The organism is Solwaraspora sp. WMMB335 (genome assembly GCF_049179075.1).
Classification (GTDB): domain Bacteria; phylum Actinomycetota; class Actinomycetes; order Mycobacteriales; family Micromonosporaceae; genus Micromonospora_E.
The window spans coordinates 2,848,697-2,863,939 of the sequence record NZ_JBMHMF010000001.1; the positions used below are offsets into that span (position 1 = coordinate 2,848,697).

A 15,243-nucleotide genomic window follows, 5' to 3' on the forward strand; every position below is an offset into this window, starting at 1 on the left:
CGGCCGGGGCGCGGTCGTCACGGTTGAGCGTGAGGAACACTGTGGCCGCCACCGCCGCGCCGATGAATTCGGCTACCAGGTGGACCCAGATGATCGACCAGGAGAAAAGGCCGGTGGCTGCGGCACCGACCGCGACCGCCGGGTTGAAGGCTCCGCCGGAGATCCCGCCCACCGTGAACGCCCCCACCATGACGGTTCCCCCGATGGCCAGGCCGTAGAAGGAGTTGTTCGGGTGGCTGCGGCTGGTAGCGACGTTGAGCACCACGTACGCCAGCGCGAAGGTGAACAGCGCCTCGACGGTGAACGCCGGCCCGATCTCACTGCCGGTGAAGGACATCGCGGTGGGCTCCGGCTCCGCGAGGACCAGCCGGGTGGTCACAGCGGCCAGCAGCCCGCCGATGACCTGAGCCACCACGTACCCACCGGCCTCGGCCCCACCGATCCGGCCGCGGATCAGCGCGGCCAGCGTTACCGCCGGGTTGAAATGCGCGCCCGAGACGTGACCTCCCGCGTAGACCATGATCATCAGAATGCCGCCGATAGCCAGCGGCGCCATTGCGTTCATCGTCGTCACCGCGATACCGACGGTGAGCACAAGAAAGAACGTGCCGACGAACTCTGCGGTGTACCTGCGCATACCACCCTCCCGTTCGGCGGGCCTTCCGTCCGGCGGGCAGATGAACGCTACGCCGCCGGGTAGATGAAGCTACGCCGCCGGCCAGACCTGCATGGACACGAGACCCGACATGAGCACAGCCAAACCTCTTGGCGATTCCCCGATAACCCTATGCAGCCACACCGAGCGACATCGATAGATGTACATCTTACGGATGTGTTACGTTCCATTACCCTACGATCATGTAGCTGATCTATTCCCATGACGAACCGGAACCCCGGGCCCGATCCGGGTCGGCCATCGGTCCGGTCGTATCCGTGCGCGAAACGGCCCGCCTCCCCGGACGCGAAACGGCCCGCCAGGGATTCCCTGGCGGGCCGTTCACCGTGGTAGCGGGGACAGGATTTGAACCTGCGACCTCTGGGTTATGAGCCCAGCGAGCTACCGAGCTGCTCCACCCCGCGGCGATGCGTTAACCCTAGCGCACTCGGTCAGCCGGCCGCAAAACGACCCCCAACCCGCCCGGCTGTCCCGCACCGTTTCCGACGATCTTGGACTTATCGAGGGACGAATCAGACGAAAGCTCACGACAAGTCCAAGATCGCGGGAAGGGCGGGAGGAAGGGCGCGGGGTCAGCCGCCGGTGCCGGCGCTGGCCGCGGCCTGCTGGGCCTGCTGGAAGGCGGTCATCGCGGCGTCCAGCCGGGCCAGCGCCTCGCCGTACCGCTGGAAGTCACCGGCGGTCTGTGCTTGCCGTACCTCCTCGATCGCGGCGTCGACCTCGGCAGCGGCGGCGGCCAGCTCCGGGGTGAGCACGCCCGGCGTACCGGTCGGCGACGGGGTCGCCGTCGGGGTCGGTGTCGGGGTCGCGCCCGGTTCCTCGCCCTCTCCCTCACCTTCGCCCTCACCGGGTGGCGGTTGCTGCCCACCGGCCTCCTGCCCCTGTTCGATCAGCTGCTGGATGCCGTCCTCGACGCTGTTGGCCAGCACCACGTACGAGCCGCCGTCGCCGTAGGACAACAGCACCCGCTGCAGCAACGGGTACGCGTTGGTCTGATTGCTCTTCACGTACACCGGTTCGACGTAGAGCATGCCGTTGCCGAACGGCAGCGACAGCAGGTTGCCGTACTGCACCTGGGCCTGGTTGGACGAGAGCAGGTTGAGCTGCTGGCGGATGGACGCGTTGTTGGTCATCCGCTGGTGCACCTGCACCGGGCCGGAGATCGCCGTCTGGTCCGGCAGCTCCAGCACCTGCAGCACCGGCTCACCGCCGACGTACGACCCGGAGATCAGCGCGGCCAGGTTCTGCCGGCCGAACGGCGTCACCGCGGACGTCAGCTGGAAACGCGGCTCGTCCTGCTCCGGCAACTGGGTCATCAGGTAGTACGGCGGCTGCTTGACCCCGGTGTCCGGTGCGTCCGGGACGTTGGGGACCTCCCAGAAGTCCTGTCCCGAGAAGAACTCCGCCGGATTGGTCACGTGGTAGCGGGCCAGCAGGTTGCGCTGCACCTTGAACAGATCTGCCGGGTAGCGGAAGTGCTCCAGCAGTTCGGTAGGCATTTCCGCCTTGGGGGTCACCAGGTCGCCACCGAAGGCCGCGTTCCAGGCTTTGAGCACCGGGTCGTTGTCGTCGAACTCGTACAGCCGGACCGTGCCGTCGTAGGCGTCGACGGTCGCCTTCACCGAGTTGCGAAGGTAGTTGACGTTCTCCCGGGCCAGCACGAAGGTGCCCTGGCCGGTCAACTCGTCGGCGGTCTCCACCTGCAGGTTCACCCGCTCGGAGTACGGGTAGGTGGCCGAGGTGGTGTAGCCGTCGACGATCCACTGGATACGCCCGTCGATCACCGCCGGGTACGGGTCGCCGTCCAGGGTGAGAAACGGTGCGACCTTCTCCACCCGGTCCCGGGGGTTGCGGATGTACAGCAGCTTGGAGTTCTCGTTGACCGCCTCGGAGAGCAGGAAGTTCGTCTCCTGCTCTTTGATCGCGTAGAGCAGCTTGCGGCCGAACGAACCGATTTCCACCCCGCCCGATCCGGTGTACGTGTAGTACTGCTCGCCACCGCTGTCGGTCGGCCGGTCGAACTCGACGTTGCTGTCCCCGGGGGACCCGACGATCGCGTAGTCGGTGCCGTCCATCTGCTCGCCGTAGTAGACACGCGGCTGCTCGACCGGAATCTCTTCGGTGCGTGACGAGCACGCCTCCTGGGTCTGGTCACCGAGGAACCCGGAGACGAAGTACGGCTGTCCGCCGCAGACCACCCGGTTGGCGGGCGCGGCGACCATGCCGTACCCGTGGGTGAAGACGGTGTGCCGGTTCAGCCAGTTGCTCTGCTGCTCGGTCAGCTCGCCGTAGTTGATCTCCCGCATGCCGACGACGTAGTCCTGCCGTTCCCCGTCGACGACGTACCGGTCGATGTCGAGCTTGGTGCCGAAGTCGTAGAAGCCGCGCACCTGCTGGAGCTGGGTGTAGGTCTCGGAGACCAGTTGCGGATCCAGCAGCCGGATGTTGCCGACCACCGTCTCGTCGCCGACGAGGCTCTCCGGCGGGGTCAGGTTGGTCGCCGGGTACGGGGTCATCATCGTGTCGGCCAGCCCGAAAGCGTCGCGGGTGGCGACGATGCCCCGCTCGATGAACTCGGCCTCCTTGTCCCGCAGGCTCGGATTGACCTCGAAGGTCTGCACCGCCCACGGGTAGATGCCGCCGATCGCCACCGCCGAGATGCCCAGCAGGGCCAACGAGATGCCCGGCCAGACCAGATTGCGCATCACCGCGTTGGAGAAGACGACGATCGCGATCGCCACCACGATGGAGATGTACGCCAGGATCTCCTTGGCCGGCAGCAGGGCGTTGATGTCGGCGTAGCCGGCACCGTAGATGTTGGCCTGTTCGTTGTACTCCAGCAGCATGCCGCGCCGGTCCAGTACGTACGCCACCGCCTTGAGCAGCACGAAGAGAGCGACCAGAGTGGTCAGGTGGGCGCGGGCGGCGGTGGTCATCCGGTCACCGATGCCCTGCAGCCGCACCCCGCCGTAGATGTAGTGCATGGCCAGCGCGCCGATCACCGACAGGACCACGGCGGTGAAGGCGAGCCCGAGCAGATAGCGCAGGAACGGGTACTCGAAGACGTAGAAACTGATGTCGACACCGAACTCGGGGTCGACGACGCCGAAGTCCTGCGAGTTGCGGAACAGCATCCACTGGCTCCACCGGCTCTGCGCGGACAGGCCGGCGAACAGTCCGACCAGCACCCCGACCACCGCGATCCAGGTACCCAGGCGCGGGCTCAGCACCATCCGGTAGCGCTCCAGGCTGACCTGCTCGGGTGAATGCGGACGCAGCGTCGGGCGCAGCCGGTACGCCAGCCACAGGTTGCCGCCGACGAGCAGCGCCATGGCCAGACCGACCGCGGCGAACAACAGCAAGCGGGTGACCAGCACGCTGGTGAAGACCTGGGTGTACTCGACCTCGTCGAACCACAGCCAGTCGGTCCATGCGTTCACCCCCCAGCCGAGCAGGGTGAACAGGAGAAAGATCCCGACGAGTACGCCGACCGTGACGCGGCCGCGTCGGCTCATTCCTGGCATCGGACTGCTTCGCATGACCACGATTTGCTCCGCACGTTGGATGTGATCCGCTGGCGATCAGGCACCAAGACTACGGGGTGTGTCCATCGCACCCCGGTCGAGGTCGGGCCGGATCTCGGTCGGGTTCGGCCCGACCACCGTTCAGTTGCCACCGCACAACGTCGGGTCGCCCCCGGTGCGCAGGGTCGCCAGCGCGTCGAGGGCTTCGTCGAGGGTGGCCACCCGCAGCAACGGCAGGTCCGGCTGGGCGTTGGCGAGCGCCTCCTCGCAGTTGGCCGCCGGCACCAGGAAGGCGACCGCACCGGCGGACTTGGCCCCGACCAGCTTCTGCGGGATGCCGCCGATCGCCCCGACGGTGCCCTCGTGGTCGATCGTTCCGGTGCCTGCGATGATCTTGCCACCGGTCAGGTCGTCCGGGTCGAGCTTGTCGATGATGCCGAGGGCGAACATCAGTCCGGCGCTCGGTCCGCCGATCTCGTCGAGGTCGATGGTCAGCTCGAACGGGTGGGGTTGTTCCTCGACGATCTCGATACCGATCCGGGGCGGGCCGCCGTCGGTGGCCCGGGTGGTGATCGGTACGGCGCCGGGCTCGCCGTCGCGGGTGTAACCGATGGTCAGCGCCGTCCCCTCCGGCTCGGCACGGATCAGCTCGGTCAGCTCCGTCGCGGACGTCACCTCGGTGCCGTCGACCGAGGTGATCACGTCGTCGACCTGCAGCAGCCCCACCGACGGCCCGTCCGGGGTGACCGCCCGGACCTGGACCTGGACGGGATAGCCGAGCTGACGCAGGGCGGCCGTCTCGGCACTGGTCTGCGAGGCGGCGAAGTCCTCCGCGTTGCGCTCCTCGACCTCCTCCTGGGTCTGCCCCGGGGGATAGATCACCTCGTACGGGACGACCGCCTCGGAGTCGCGCAGCCAGCCGGTGACCGCTTCGCGCAGCCCGACGTTGGGCCGTACCCCGACCGTGGTCAGTCGGAGCTGCCCCGCCGACTCCGACGTCTCGGTGCCGGAGATCTGGATGACCTCCGCGCCGTCGGAGCTACCCAGCGTGTCGACGGTCGGCCCGGGACCGAGTACCACGTACGGCACCGGGGCGGCGAACACGCCGTAGGCGAGCAGGGCGGTGAGCAGCGCGCCGAGGATGACCGTGACACCGCGACGTTTCATGCGCCTGAGGGTACCGACTCCGGTCATCGAGCGAGCCAGGTCATGGGTCGGCTTCGCGCTGAGCGGAACCCACCTCCGGCGTCCGACCGGCCGGCACGCGTACCGTGGAGGCGTGCCTGATATCCCGTTCGGCTTTCAGCTCCCCGGCGGCCAGCCTCCCGACCCCAACGACCCGCAGCAGTTGCAGCAGTTCATGGCTCAGCTGCAGCAGTTGCTCGCCGCGCCCGGCAGCGGACCGGTGAACTGGGACCTGGCCCGCCAGGTGGCCGCCAGCCAGCTCGCCGCCGAGGGCGACCCGGCGGTCAACCCGCACGAATGGCAGATCGTGACCGAGGCGCTACGCGTCGCCGATCTGTGGCTGGAGCCGTCGTCGGCGCTGCCGTCCGGGATCCGGACGTCGGTGGCCTGGAACCGCAACGAGTGGATATACCGGACCCTGGACGTGTGGCGCAAGCTGTGCGACCCGGTGGCCGGACGGATGGTGGGCGCCATGGGTGACCTGGTGCCACCGGAAGCGCGCGGGCAACTCGGCCCGATGCAGGCGATGATGACCACCCTCGGCGGAGCGCTGTTCGGCGGGCAACTCGGGCAGGCGCTCGGCTCGCTCGCCACCGAGGTGCTGTCGGCGAGCGACATCGGGCTGCCGCTCGGCCCGGCGGGCACCGCCGCACTGGTTCCGGCCAACATCCGCGCCTACGGCTCCGGCCTGGAGCTGCCGGAGGAAGAGGTGCGCCTCTACGTCGCGCTGCGCGAAGCCGCCCATCAGCGGCTGTTCGAGCACGTGCCGTGGCTACGTGGACACGTGCTGGCGGCGGTGGAGACCTACGCCTCCGGCATCACGGTCAACCGCGAGGCGATCGAGGACGCGCTCGGCCGCGTCGACCCGACCAACCCGGAGTCGATGCAGGAGATCGCGCTGGAGGGCATCTTCACCCCGGAGGACACGCCCGCGCAGCAGGCCTCGCTGACCCGGATCGAGACCGTCCTCGCGCTGATCGAGGGATGGGTCTGCCACGTGGTGGACGGTGCCAGCGCCAACCGGCTGCCGAACGTGGCCAAGCTGGCCGAGGCGTTGCGCCGCCGCCGCGCCGCTGGCGGGCCTGCCGAGCAGACCTTCGCCGCCCTGGTCGGGCTGGAACTGCGGCCGCGGCGGCTGCGCGAGGCGGCGGCGCTGTGGACGGCGCTGACCGACCACCGGGGGATCGACGGGCGCGACGGGCTGTGGAGCCACCCGGATCTGCTCCCGTCAGAGGAGGACTTCGCCGACCCGGAGGCGTTCGCGCGGGCCAAGCTCGACTTCGACCTCGGCGACATCGACTTCGACGGCCCGGAGCAACCGCCGCCCGCTGAGCCACAGCGCTGAGCCGCTACCCGCCGAGCCGCCGCGCTGAGCTACAGCTGCTGAGCTACAGCTGCTGAGCCGCCGCCCGTGTCGTCGCGCGCGCACCCGCGCCAGGTGTCGTTCACGGCACCGACAGCAACGCGCGGGTCGTTTCCCAGCCTTCCACCGCAGGATCGAGGGTCGGCAGGTCGGCCGGACCACGTACCCGCCGCCAGGACGGGGTGACCGCCACCGCCCCGCGTCGTGGTGCGGCGACGCGGACCGTCTCCGGGTCGTCGTCGAGATCGACCGGTGGCAGCCAGAGCGGTACGGGCAGCCGAGCCGCGACGCCGAGCAGCCCGCCGCCGGCGGCACCGACCGACTCGCTCGGCGCGACCGGCTCGGCCGGCGCGATGGCCACCAGCCGGGTGGTCAACGGGCGCAGCAGCTTGCCGACCAGCAGACCGGGCAGGTCGGGGGCATCGGCGGCGAGCACCGCAGCCTGATCGAAGCCGTCGGCGGCGGCGGCGGCCAACGCCGCGTTCACCGTCGGCTCCGTCAGCTCGTACGTGGGGGTACCGGGCCAGGCGACCGATCGGGCCAGCGGCAGGTCCGCGCCGGCCCCGGCGATCGCCGGCTCGATCTGGCTGAGCGTGGCGAGCAGGTCGACCATGTCCTCGGCGAGGGCGGCCCGCCACCGCGCCAGCCCGATGCCGGGCGGGGACCAGTGCACCGGGTTGAGCAGAACGACCACCGCACGACGCATCGGGCCACTGTAACGACTGTGTCCGGCCGACCGTGTCCGGCCGACCGTGTCCGGCGGATCAGTCGGCCAGGACGAAGCCGGTCGCCGCGGCGACCCCTTCCAGGTAGCCGCGGGCCCGTTCCGCCTTCGGGTAGCGGCTAACCAGCTCCCAGAACCGGGCGTTGTGGCTCGGCACGACCAGGTGCGCCAGTTCGTGCAGTAGCACGTAGTCGATCACCCAGTCGGGCATCTCCTGGATGCGGTGGGAGATCCGGATCGTCCGATCGGCCGGCGTACACGATCCCCACCGGCTGTTCTGGTTGGTCACCCACCGGACGCTGGCGGGCACCGCCAGCCGGCCGTGCTCCGGCAGGTACCGGTCGATCAGCCGACGGGCCCGGCCGATCAGCTCACTGTCGGATCGGCGGAGCCGCTCCTCGCGGGCGGCGAGGCGGGCGAGCATCCGGTCGACCCATTCGCTCTCCTCGGCCCGGGAGAACTGGTCCGGGATGAGGACGACGACCCGCTCGCCCTCGCGGTACGCGGACACCGTCCGGCGCCGACGCTGGCTGCGCCGTACCTCGACGACCGGCTTGCGCGCCCCAGCCATTAGCGGCCCGCGCAGCCCCGGGTTTGGCTCACGATGGCACGCTAATCCGTACCGACTGGGTGAACGCAAGAGGCAACACAGGGTACGCCGCCCGAATCACCCCTTTTAGGGCCGATTGTCGCGAAAAAAGTTGCCCGATCGACCGCGATCCGCCGCGCTCGACCTACCACCGACCACCGTAGGCGATCACGAAGAAGTTTTCACCTCTGCACCGCACGAGAGGGCCACCTGCGGATCTTCTCCCGGCGTGTCACTGCGAATCTGACTTATCCGACCTATTCCGGCATGCACACTCTCGACGTCGACTTACTCACAGTGTCGGCGGATTGTTGACATGGAACCACCCAGTCCTGGGTAGGGTCCGCGGACCGGCGGTCAACAGCGACCGCGGAAATCCCGACGCGCGGCGCCATCGACGGCGCCCGCGGTCGGGTGCACGCCGGGGCCGCAACCGCCCGGCGAAGAGACGAGGAGGGGGCACCGTGGCCGACCAGGCCCAGACCTACAACGGTTACTGCGTCAAGTGCAAGGAGAAGCGCGACTTCCAGGGCACCGTCGAGGTGTCGAAGACCGGGATGAACATGGCCAAGGGCAAGTGCCCGGTGTGTGGCACAACAGTGAATCGGATCTTGGGCAAGGCCAAGGTCTGAAGCGACATCGCGGACAGGGGCGGCTCCGGCCGCCCCTGTCCGCGCCGCCAACCGAGGACATCCACACGATCCGTGATGTCCTGGGTGCGACAGAGTCACCACCAGGTTGTGGATAACTCGCAAGCAGCTGTGGATAACCGAGTATTTTCGGGTCCACAGCTGTGGATAACGAGCGGCCCACCGTTCGGTAACGGTGACAGCCTGTGATCCATGACGCGCACCCCTCTGCTGCGACCCACCCTGTTGCCTGGGCTCGCCCGTCTCTGGCGGGACCCGCACACGCTCCAGCTCGGTGCCGATCCGGCGCACGCCGTACTGCTCGAACTCGCCGATCCCGCGCTCGCCAAGCTGCTCGATCATGTCGACGGCAGCCGACCGGTACGGGCGGTACTGGACCAGGCAGACCGACTCGGAATTCCGCGCACCCAGGCGCAGGAACTGCTCGACACGCTGTCCGCGCACGGTCTCGTCGTCGGGGCGCACACCCTGCTGCCGGCCGACCTGCCGGCACCCGCCCGGCACCGGCTGACCGCCGAGGCGATCTCGATCGCGTTACGCGGATCCGAGGCCTGCGGCACCCCGGCACAGATCCTGCGCCGGCGCCGCAGCGCCCGGATCGTGTTGGCCGGCCGTGGCCCGCTGGCCAAGCCGCTCGCCGTCGCGCTGGCCCAGGCCGGCATCGGACATCTGGGAGTCGATCTCACCGGATCACCGGCGATCCGCGACGCGGTGGCCGACGCGGTGGCCCAGGCCGTCGTCGGGACCACGACCGGGCCGGTACGCCGTGGCCAGGCCACCATGGTGGTCCTGCTCGGCGCCGACCGGCCGGCGAACCTGATCGCCGAGGCGTTCGCCCGGCACCGGCAGGCCCACCTGCTGGTGGACATCCGGGACCGGATACCGGTCGTCGGCCCGCTGGTGCCGGCCGCCGGTAGCCCTTGTCTCAACTGCCTCGACCTGCACAGATGCGACCGGGACCCCGGCTGGCCGCAGCTGGCTGCCCAGCTGTGTGCCCTCGGTCCGGCGACGACCTGCGACGCCACCACCCTGCTCGCGGCCGCGAGTGTCGCCGCGGCGGAGATCCTGACGTTCGTCGACGGCGGGGAGCCGGAGACGGTCGGGGCGGCGGTGGAGGTGCACGGGCCGACCCGGTTGCGGCGCCGGGCGTGGCCGGCGCACCCCGGTTGCCGCTGTCGGCAGCGGCGTCGGCGTGGCATGAGCCACGCCCAGGGAGGGGTCACCGTACGCGATCGTCGGTAACAATGGCCGGGTGACCGATATCCCGCGCTGGGCCGTTGCCAGGACCGCCAAGCTCGCCGCGCTGCCCATCGGCTTCGCTGGCCGCACCGTCCTGGGCTTCGGCAAGCGGGTCACCGGCCTCGCTTCCGACGTCATCTCCGCCGAGATCCAGGAGCGCACCGCGGAACAGTTGTTCAGCGTGCTCGGCCAGCTCAAGGGCGGCGCGATGAAGGCGGGACAGGCGCTGTCGGTGTTCGAGGCGGCGCTGCCGGACGAGTTGGCCGCACCGTACCGGCAGGCGCTGACCAAGCTGCAGGAGGCCGCCCCGCCGCTGCCGGCGAAATCGGTGCACAAGGTGCTCGGCGAGCAGCTCGGCGCCGACTGGCGGGACTCTTTCGCCGAGTTCGACGACCAGCCGGCGGCGGCGGCGAGCATCGGCCAGGTGCACAAGGCGCTCTGGCGCGACGAGTCCGGCCGCGGCCGGCCCGTCGCGGTCAAGGTGCAGTATCCGGGTGCCGGCGACGCGCTGATGGCCGACCTCAAACAGCTTTCCCGATTGAGCACGATGTTCCGGGCGATACAGCCCGGACTGGACATCAAGCCACTGCTCACCGAGCTGCGCGATCGGCTCGCCGAGGAGCTCGACTACGAGTTGGAGGCCGAGTCCCAGCGGGCGTTCGCCGCCGCCTACGCCGACGACGCGCAGATCCGGGTCCCAGCGGTGCTCGCCGCCGCGCCGCGGGTACTGGTGACCGAGTGGCTCGACGGCATCCCGCTTTCGAAGATCATCGCTGCCGGCACGCCCGCCGAACGTGACCGGGCCGGGCTGCTCGTGGCCGTTCTGCACTTCTCCGCGCCCACCCGGGCCGGGTTGTTGCACGCCGACCCGCACCCGGGCAACTTCCGGCTACTCGACGACGGCCGGCTGGGCGTGGTCGACTTCGGAGCCGTCGCCCGGCTGCCCGGCGGTCATCCCGAGCCGATCGGCCGGCTGGTCCGCCTGGCGCTCGACGACGATGCCGACGCCGTGGTCGCCGGGCTGCGCGAGGAGGGTTTCATCAAGTCGGACGACCCGATCGACGCCCGGGCGGTGCTGGACTTCCTGCTGCCGATGCTGACCCCGTTGGCCGTGCCGGAGTTCCAGTTCACCCGACAGTGGCTGCGTGACGAGGCGGCCCGTCTGGCCAACCCGAAGTCACCGGCGTACCAGTTGAGCCGACGTCTCAACCTGCCTCCCGCGTACCTGCTGATCCATCGGGTGACGCTCGGCTCGATCGGTGTGCTCAGTCAACTGGAGGCCCGAGCGCCCTATCGCGACGTCGTGCAGCGCTGGTTGCCCGGCTTCGCGCCGACGGGCTGAGCCGACCCCGCGACGCGGCGCGGGCCGGAGGGAAACCCCCCGGCCCGCGGATCGGTGTCAGTCGTCGGCTGCCGTCGGCTGGTCGCCGCCCGGCTCGGTCAGCGCCCGCCCAACTGCCGGGCCCAGCGGTGCCGGGCCTGCATGGCGACGGTACGGGCAGGACGGTTCGCCTCAGTACGCGGGTAGCCGGTCTGAGGCGGTTGCATTCGCGCCCGTGACAGCGCTTCGTGCAGTAGATGCATGGTTGTCTCGCCAAGAAGGGTCGGTGTGGTGTTCGTGGTCGTTGCCGGCGTCCGGCCGGCGGTTGCCGTGATCAGGTACATGTCAGGCCGCCAACCGGACCGCGCGGCGGGAGTCACCGACGCCGTTCGCCGCCATCCGCGCCTCGACCTCGACCTGCAGGGCGGCGTCGCGCGCGACGTCCTCCTTGCGCGGGCGGCCCCGTGGCCGCTTGCGCGGCACCACCGCGCCCCGCTCGAAGATCTCGCCGCCCCAGACGCCCCAGGGCTCGGCCCGCTCCACCGCTCCGGCCAGGCACTCCACCCGCAGGGGGCAGTCCACGCAGAGCGACTTGGCCAGCTCCAGCTCGGTCGGGGAGTCGGAGAACCACAGGTCAGGGTCGAACTTCCGGCAAGGCAGGTCGGCCATGACATCCGGTCGGCCGGATCCGGCCGGCCGGCATCCCGGCTGGGAGACGCTGCGCTCGAGTGTGGCCAACGCCAGACTCATCGCCCGGTCACCTCTTTCTTTCGCTTCGATCTCGTAGATCGCTTCCGACGTACTCGTACCTGTGCGGTCGCAAAAACTAAGGCCGCGGATCCCGGTTGCGGGTTCCGCGGCCTCGAGGTGAGCCGGTTGGTCTGGTGTGTCAGACCGGCCTTCCTCGAGGGGGAACACCGCGGGCAGCATCCATGAACGGCTTCTTGACCGCCGGGATGGTCGTGCGGACGCTGCCCTGAGAGCTGTTGACACCACTGGTCGCCACTACGGCCGCACCACGGTGCCGGAGCCATGCCCCGCTTGCCCGGCGCTGGACCTGGGCCTGGTGCTGGTGCTGGTTCGGCCCGGTCGGCAGGCCGGTGGGCGCAGTGGTGGTCAGATAGCCACCGACCATCGGAGCGCAGGCAGCAGGCAGCGTCGACAGCTCTGGGATCGAGATGATCTCCATCGTCAACACCTCCTGCCTGAGACTCGTCGCGGTAACCCTCGGCACCCCGGTCGAGCAGCGAGAACGCCCACTGCTCGCGAGGTGTGACCTGAGGCTAAGCCTCTTGCGCTGCCGGGGGCAAACCATTTTCCGGGTCGGATCCTGAACTTTTTTTCGAGTCAAGATCATCTACGGTCGCGCCGTCGACGAGAGCACATACCGACTGGCCATAAAGGCCCAGCTTGCGCGCGCCGATCCCGGCGATCGCCAGCAGTTCGGCGTCGGTGCGGGGGTGGCGCTCGGCGATCGCGACCAGGGTGGCGTCGGTGAACACCACGTACGCCGGAACCCGCTGCTCCCCGGCGGTGCGCGAACGCCAGGACCGCAGCCGTTCCAGCAACTCCTCGTCCAGATCAGACGGGCAGGTGGCGCACCGGCCCAGCTTGCGGTCCGCACCGGCCAGCAGGGTGGCCCCGCAGACCCGACAGGAGACCGGCTGCCCTCGCCGACGCTCCCCCGTCCGGCCGCCGGACGCCCCGGCCCGCGCGGCCGAAGCGCCACCGCCACCGCCACCGCCACCGCCGGAACGGTCCAGCTGCGGCAGGAACCGGCACGGCCGGCGGGCACGGCCCCCCGGCGAGCGGGACGCACCGTAGGACAGCCAGAGCCACTGCCGCGCCCGGGTCACTCCGACGTACAGCAGCCGGCGTTCCTCCTCCAACTGTTCGCCGGTGCGGGCGTAGCTGGTGGGCAGGGTGCCGTCGGCGAGCCCGACCAGGAAGACCGCGTCCCACTCCAGGCCCTTGGCCGAGTGCAGGGAAGCCAACGTCACTCCGGCCACGGTCGGGGCGTGCTGGGCCGCCGCCCGGCGCTGCAGTTCGGCGCAGAAGTCCGCCAGCGACGGCGCGCGCTCGCTCACCGCCGCCTCGCCCACCGGCACCAGCACCGGCCGGGCCGTGTAGTCCTCGGCGAGCCCGACCAACGCGGCCAGCGCCTCCCACCGCTCACGCGCCGCCCCGCCCGGCGGTGGCGCCCCAGGGGCCCAGCCGGCGGCGGCCAGTGCCGCGACGACCGCCTCGACCAACGGGGTCTCCCCCGGCGTCGACCGCACCGCGGCGCGCAGCGCCACCACCGCCTGGCGGATCTCGGCACGTTCGAAGAACCGCTCCGCCCCCTGCACCACGTAGGGCACCTCGGCCTCGGCCAGTGCCTTCTCGTACGCCTCGGACTGGGCGTTGGTGCGAAACAGCACGGCGATCTCCTGCGCCGGTGTACCGGCGGCGATCAGCTCGGCGCACCGGACCGCGACCGCCGCCGCCTCCGCCGGCTCGTCAGTGAAGATCCGTACGTCCGGTTCGGCCCCGGGTGGACGCTGGCCGACCAACTCCAGCCGCAACCGGGCCTCGGCACCGCGGGCCTGTTTGATGACCGCGTTCGCCAGTCCCACCACCTGCGGTGTCGACCGGTAGTCGCGGACCAGCCGGACCACCACCGCGTCCCGGTGCCGACGCGGGAAATCGACCAGGTACTCCGAGGTGGCCCCGGTGAACGAGTAGATGGTCTGGCTGGCGTCACCGACGACGGTCACGTCGTCACGCCCGCCCAGCCAGGCATCCAGCAGACGTTGCTGCAACGGGTTGACGTCCTGGTACTCGTCGACCACGAAGTGCCGGTACTGCGCCCGGACCTGCTCGGCGACGTCCGGGTGCTCCTCGATTCCCCAGATCGCCGCGCGTAGCACGTCCTCGAAGTCGATCACCCCGCTGGCCCGCTTCGCCTGCTCGTACCCGGCGTAGACCTCGGCCACCCTGGCCGGCTCGTGCGGCGTCTCGCGCAACGCCTTGGCGGCGGCGACCGCGTACTCGGCCGGCTCGACCATCGACGACTTGGCCCACTCGATCTCCCCGGCGAGATCGCGGCTGGCGGCCCGGTCGGTGCGGACCCCGACCCGGCCGGCCGCCAGGGTCACCAGGCGGATCTTGCTGTCCAGCAGCTCCGGCATGTCCCGGCCGCCGAGCAGCCGGGGGGCGAAGTAGCGCACCTGGCGCAGCGCGGCGGCGTGGAAGGTACGCGCCTGCACGCCGCCCACGTCGAGAGTGCCGAGCCGGGCCCGCATCTCGGCGGCGGCCCGGGCGGTGAAGGTGACAGCCAGCACGTGCCGGGCGGCGATCTCACCGCGGAGCGCCCGGTAGGCGATCCGGGTGGTGATCGCGCGGGTCTTGCCGGTGCCGGCACCGGCCAGGATGCAGACCGGCACGGCCGCCGCGGTCACCGCCGCACGCTGCTCCGGGTCGAGGCCGGTGAGCAGCCAGTCGATCCGCGTACGGGCTGGGTCTGGGTCTGAGTCCATGTCCGCCACCACAGCACGGAATCATCGCAGCCGTGTCTGACGTTGCACCGGCTAGCCCGGCCGACGCCGGGCCGGCACCGTCTGCCCGCACGACCCGTGGAGGACCGACCGATGTTGACCATGTACTCGACCTCGTGGTGTGGCTACTGCCACCGGCTCAAGTCGCAGTTCGACCGGGAGCAGATCGCCTACCAGATCGTCGACATCGAGCAGGACGCCGATGCCGCGGTGTACGTAATGGGTGTCAACGGTGGCAATCAGACCGTTCCCACGGTCCGTTTTCCGGATGGTTCCGCATTGACTAATCCGAGTATCACTCAGGTTCGCCAGCGACTCGCCGGCCTTGCCGGGAACTGAGTCGCACTCGCGGTCCGTCGAACGCCGTCCGCAACGTCGCATTTGGCGAACACGCCCCGCAGAGGACCCCACCGACGCATAAACAGGGCCATACTGG

Annotated in this window: 12 protein-coding genes, 1 tRNA gene and 1 pseudogene; 5 read left to right on the forward strand and 9 right to left on the reverse strand. The window is 70.0% G+C overall.

Going from position 1 to position 15,243, the window contains the following annotated elements:
• Positions 1-4: 4 nt before the first annotated feature.
• From ACN27F_RS12170 to ACN27F_RS12185, 4 genes and pseudogenes are all read right to left on the reverse strand, one after another.
• A pseudogene (locus tag ACN27F_RS12170) lies at positions 5-637 on the reverse strand (MIP/aquaporin family protein); the annotation flags it as partial.
• A 366-nt stretch (positions 638-1,003) separates the two neighbouring features.
• Positions 1,004-1,080 (reverse strand) — tRNA-Met (locus ACN27F_RS12175).
• 168 nt (positions 1,081-1,248) lie between these two features.
• On the reverse strand, positions 1,249-4,191 hold the full coding sequence (locus ACN27F_RS12180) for a UPF0182 family protein (protein ID WP_421433407.1): 2,943 nt from the start codon (positions 4,189-4,191) through the stop codon (positions 1,249-1,251).
• Positions 4,192-4,341: 150 nt separating this feature from the next.
• Positions 4,342-5,367: a PDZ domain-containing protein gene (locus tag ACN27F_RS12185; protein ID WP_421433409.1), complete on the reverse strand. Its 1,026-nt coding sequence runs from the start codon at positions 5,365-5,367 to the stop codon at positions 4,342-4,344.
• 112 nt (positions 5,368-5,479) lie between these two features.
• On the opposite strand from ACN27F_RS12185, the gene ACN27F_RS12190 reads away from it, so the two are divergent.
• Positions 5,480-6,730, forward strand: a complete 1,251-nt coding sequence (locus tag ACN27F_RS12190; RefSeq protein WP_421433410.1) for a zinc-dependent metalloprotease — start codon at positions 5,480-5,482, stop codon at positions 6,728-6,730.
• A 100-nt stretch (positions 6,731-6,830) separates the two neighbouring features.
• Here the strand turns inward: ACN27F_RS12190 and ACN27F_RS12195 are convergent, their stop codons facing one another.
• On the reverse strand, positions 6,831-7,454 hold the full coding sequence (locus ACN27F_RS12195) for a hypothetical protein (RefSeq protein WP_421433411.1): 624 nt from the start codon (positions 7,452-7,454) through the stop codon (positions 6,831-6,833).
• Positions 7,455-7,512: 58 nt separating this feature from the next.
• Positions 7,513-8,043, reverse strand: a complete 531-nt coding sequence (locus ACN27F_RS12200; RefSeq protein WP_421433412.1) for a M48 family metallopeptidase — start codon at positions 8,041-8,043, stop codon at positions 7,513-7,515.
• Between the two features lie 482 nt (positions 8,044-8,525).
• Here ACN27F_RS12200 and ACN27F_RS12205 point away from each other — a divergent pair, with 482 nt between their 5' ends.
• From ACN27F_RS12205 to ACN27F_RS12215, 3 genes are all read left to right on the forward strand, one after another.
• On the forward strand, positions 8,526-8,693 hold the full coding sequence (locus tag ACN27F_RS12205) for a DUF5679 domain-containing protein (protein ID WP_421433413.1): 168 nt from the start codon (positions 8,526-8,528) through the stop codon (positions 8,691-8,693).
• Positions 8,694-8,903: 210 nt separating this feature from the next.
• Positions 8,904-9,953, forward strand: coding sequence for a hypothetical protein (locus tag ACN27F_RS12210; RefSeq protein ID WP_421433414.1), 1,050 nt, complete (start codon positions 8,904-8,906; stop codon positions 9,951-9,953).
• Between the two features lie 10 nt (positions 9,954-9,963).
• Positions 9,964-11,292, forward strand: coding sequence for an ABC1 kinase family protein (locus ACN27F_RS12215; RefSeq protein WP_421433415.1), 1,329 nt, complete (start codon positions 9,964-9,966; stop codon positions 11,290-11,292).
• 324 nt (positions 11,293-11,616) lie between these two features.
• Here the strand turns inward: ACN27F_RS12215 and ACN27F_RS12220 are convergent, their stop codons facing one another.
• The 3 genes from ACN27F_RS12220 to ACN27F_RS12230 all read right to left on the reverse strand — a co-directional run bounded on the left by ACN27F_RS12220 (position 11,617) and on the right by ACN27F_RS12230 (position 14,789).
• A complete protein-coding gene (locus tag ACN27F_RS12220) occupies positions 11,617-12,021 on the reverse strand; it encodes a WhiB family transcriptional regulator (protein WP_421433416.1) in 405 nt (134 codons plus the stop codon).
• Between the two features lie 139 nt (positions 12,022-12,160).
• Positions 12,161-12,460, reverse strand: coding sequence for a hypothetical protein (locus ACN27F_RS12225; RefSeq protein WP_421433417.1), 300 nt, complete (start codon positions 12,458-12,460; stop codon positions 12,161-12,163).
• Between the two features lie 94 nt (positions 12,461-12,554).
• Entirely contained in the window at positions 12,555-14,789 is a 2,235-nt protein-coding gene (locus ACN27F_RS12230; RefSeq protein ID WP_421433418.1) for an ATP-dependent DNA helicase UvrD2, read from the reverse strand.
• A 111-nt stretch (positions 14,790-14,900) separates the two neighbouring features.
• Here ACN27F_RS12230 and ACN27F_RS12235 point away from each other — a divergent pair, with 111 nt between their 5' ends.
• Positions 14,901-15,146, forward strand: a complete 246-nt coding sequence (locus ACN27F_RS12235) for a mycoredoxin (RefSeq protein ID WP_421433419.1) — start codon at positions 14,901-14,903, stop codon at positions 15,144-15,146.
• The last annotated feature ends 97 nt before the right edge of the window (positions 15,147-15,243 follow it).

Coding starts and splice junctions, on each gene's coding strand:
- ACN27F_RS12180 (WP_421433407.1), bottom strand. CDS start 4,191: ATGAGCCGACGCGGCCGCGTCACGGTCGGCGTACTCGTCGGGATCTTT.
- ACN27F_RS12185 (WP_421433409.1), bottom strand. CDS start 5,367: ATGAAACGTCGCGGTGTCACGGTCATCCTCGGCGCGCTGCTCACCGCC.
- ACN27F_RS12195 (WP_421433411.1), bottom strand. CDS start 7,454: ATGCGTCGTGCGGTGGTCGTTCTGCTCAACCCGGTGCACTGGTCCCCG.
- ACN27F_RS12200 (WP_421433412.1), bottom strand. CDS start 8,043: ATGGCTGGGGCGCGCAAGCCGGTCGTCGAGGTACGGCGCAGCCAGCGT.
- ACN27F_RS12210 (WP_421433414.1), top strand. CDS start 8,904: ATGACGCGCACCCCTCTGCTGCGACCCACCCTGTTGCCTGGGCTCGCC.
- ACN27F_RS12220 (WP_421433416.1), bottom strand. CDS start 12,021: ATGAGTCTGGCGTTGGCCACACTCGAGCGCAGCGTCTCCCAGCCGGGA.
- ACN27F_RS12225 (WP_421433417.1), bottom strand. CDS start 12,460: ATGGAGATCATCTCGATCCCAGAGCTGTCGACGCTGCCTGCTGCCTGC.
- ACN27F_RS12230 (WP_421433418.1), bottom strand. CDS start 14,789: ATGGACTCAGACCCAGACCCAGCCCGTACGCGGATCGACTGGCTGCTC.
- ACN27F_RS12235 (WP_421433419.1), top strand. CDS start 14,901: ATGTTGACCATGTACTCGACCTCGTGGTGTGGCTACTGCCACCGGCTC.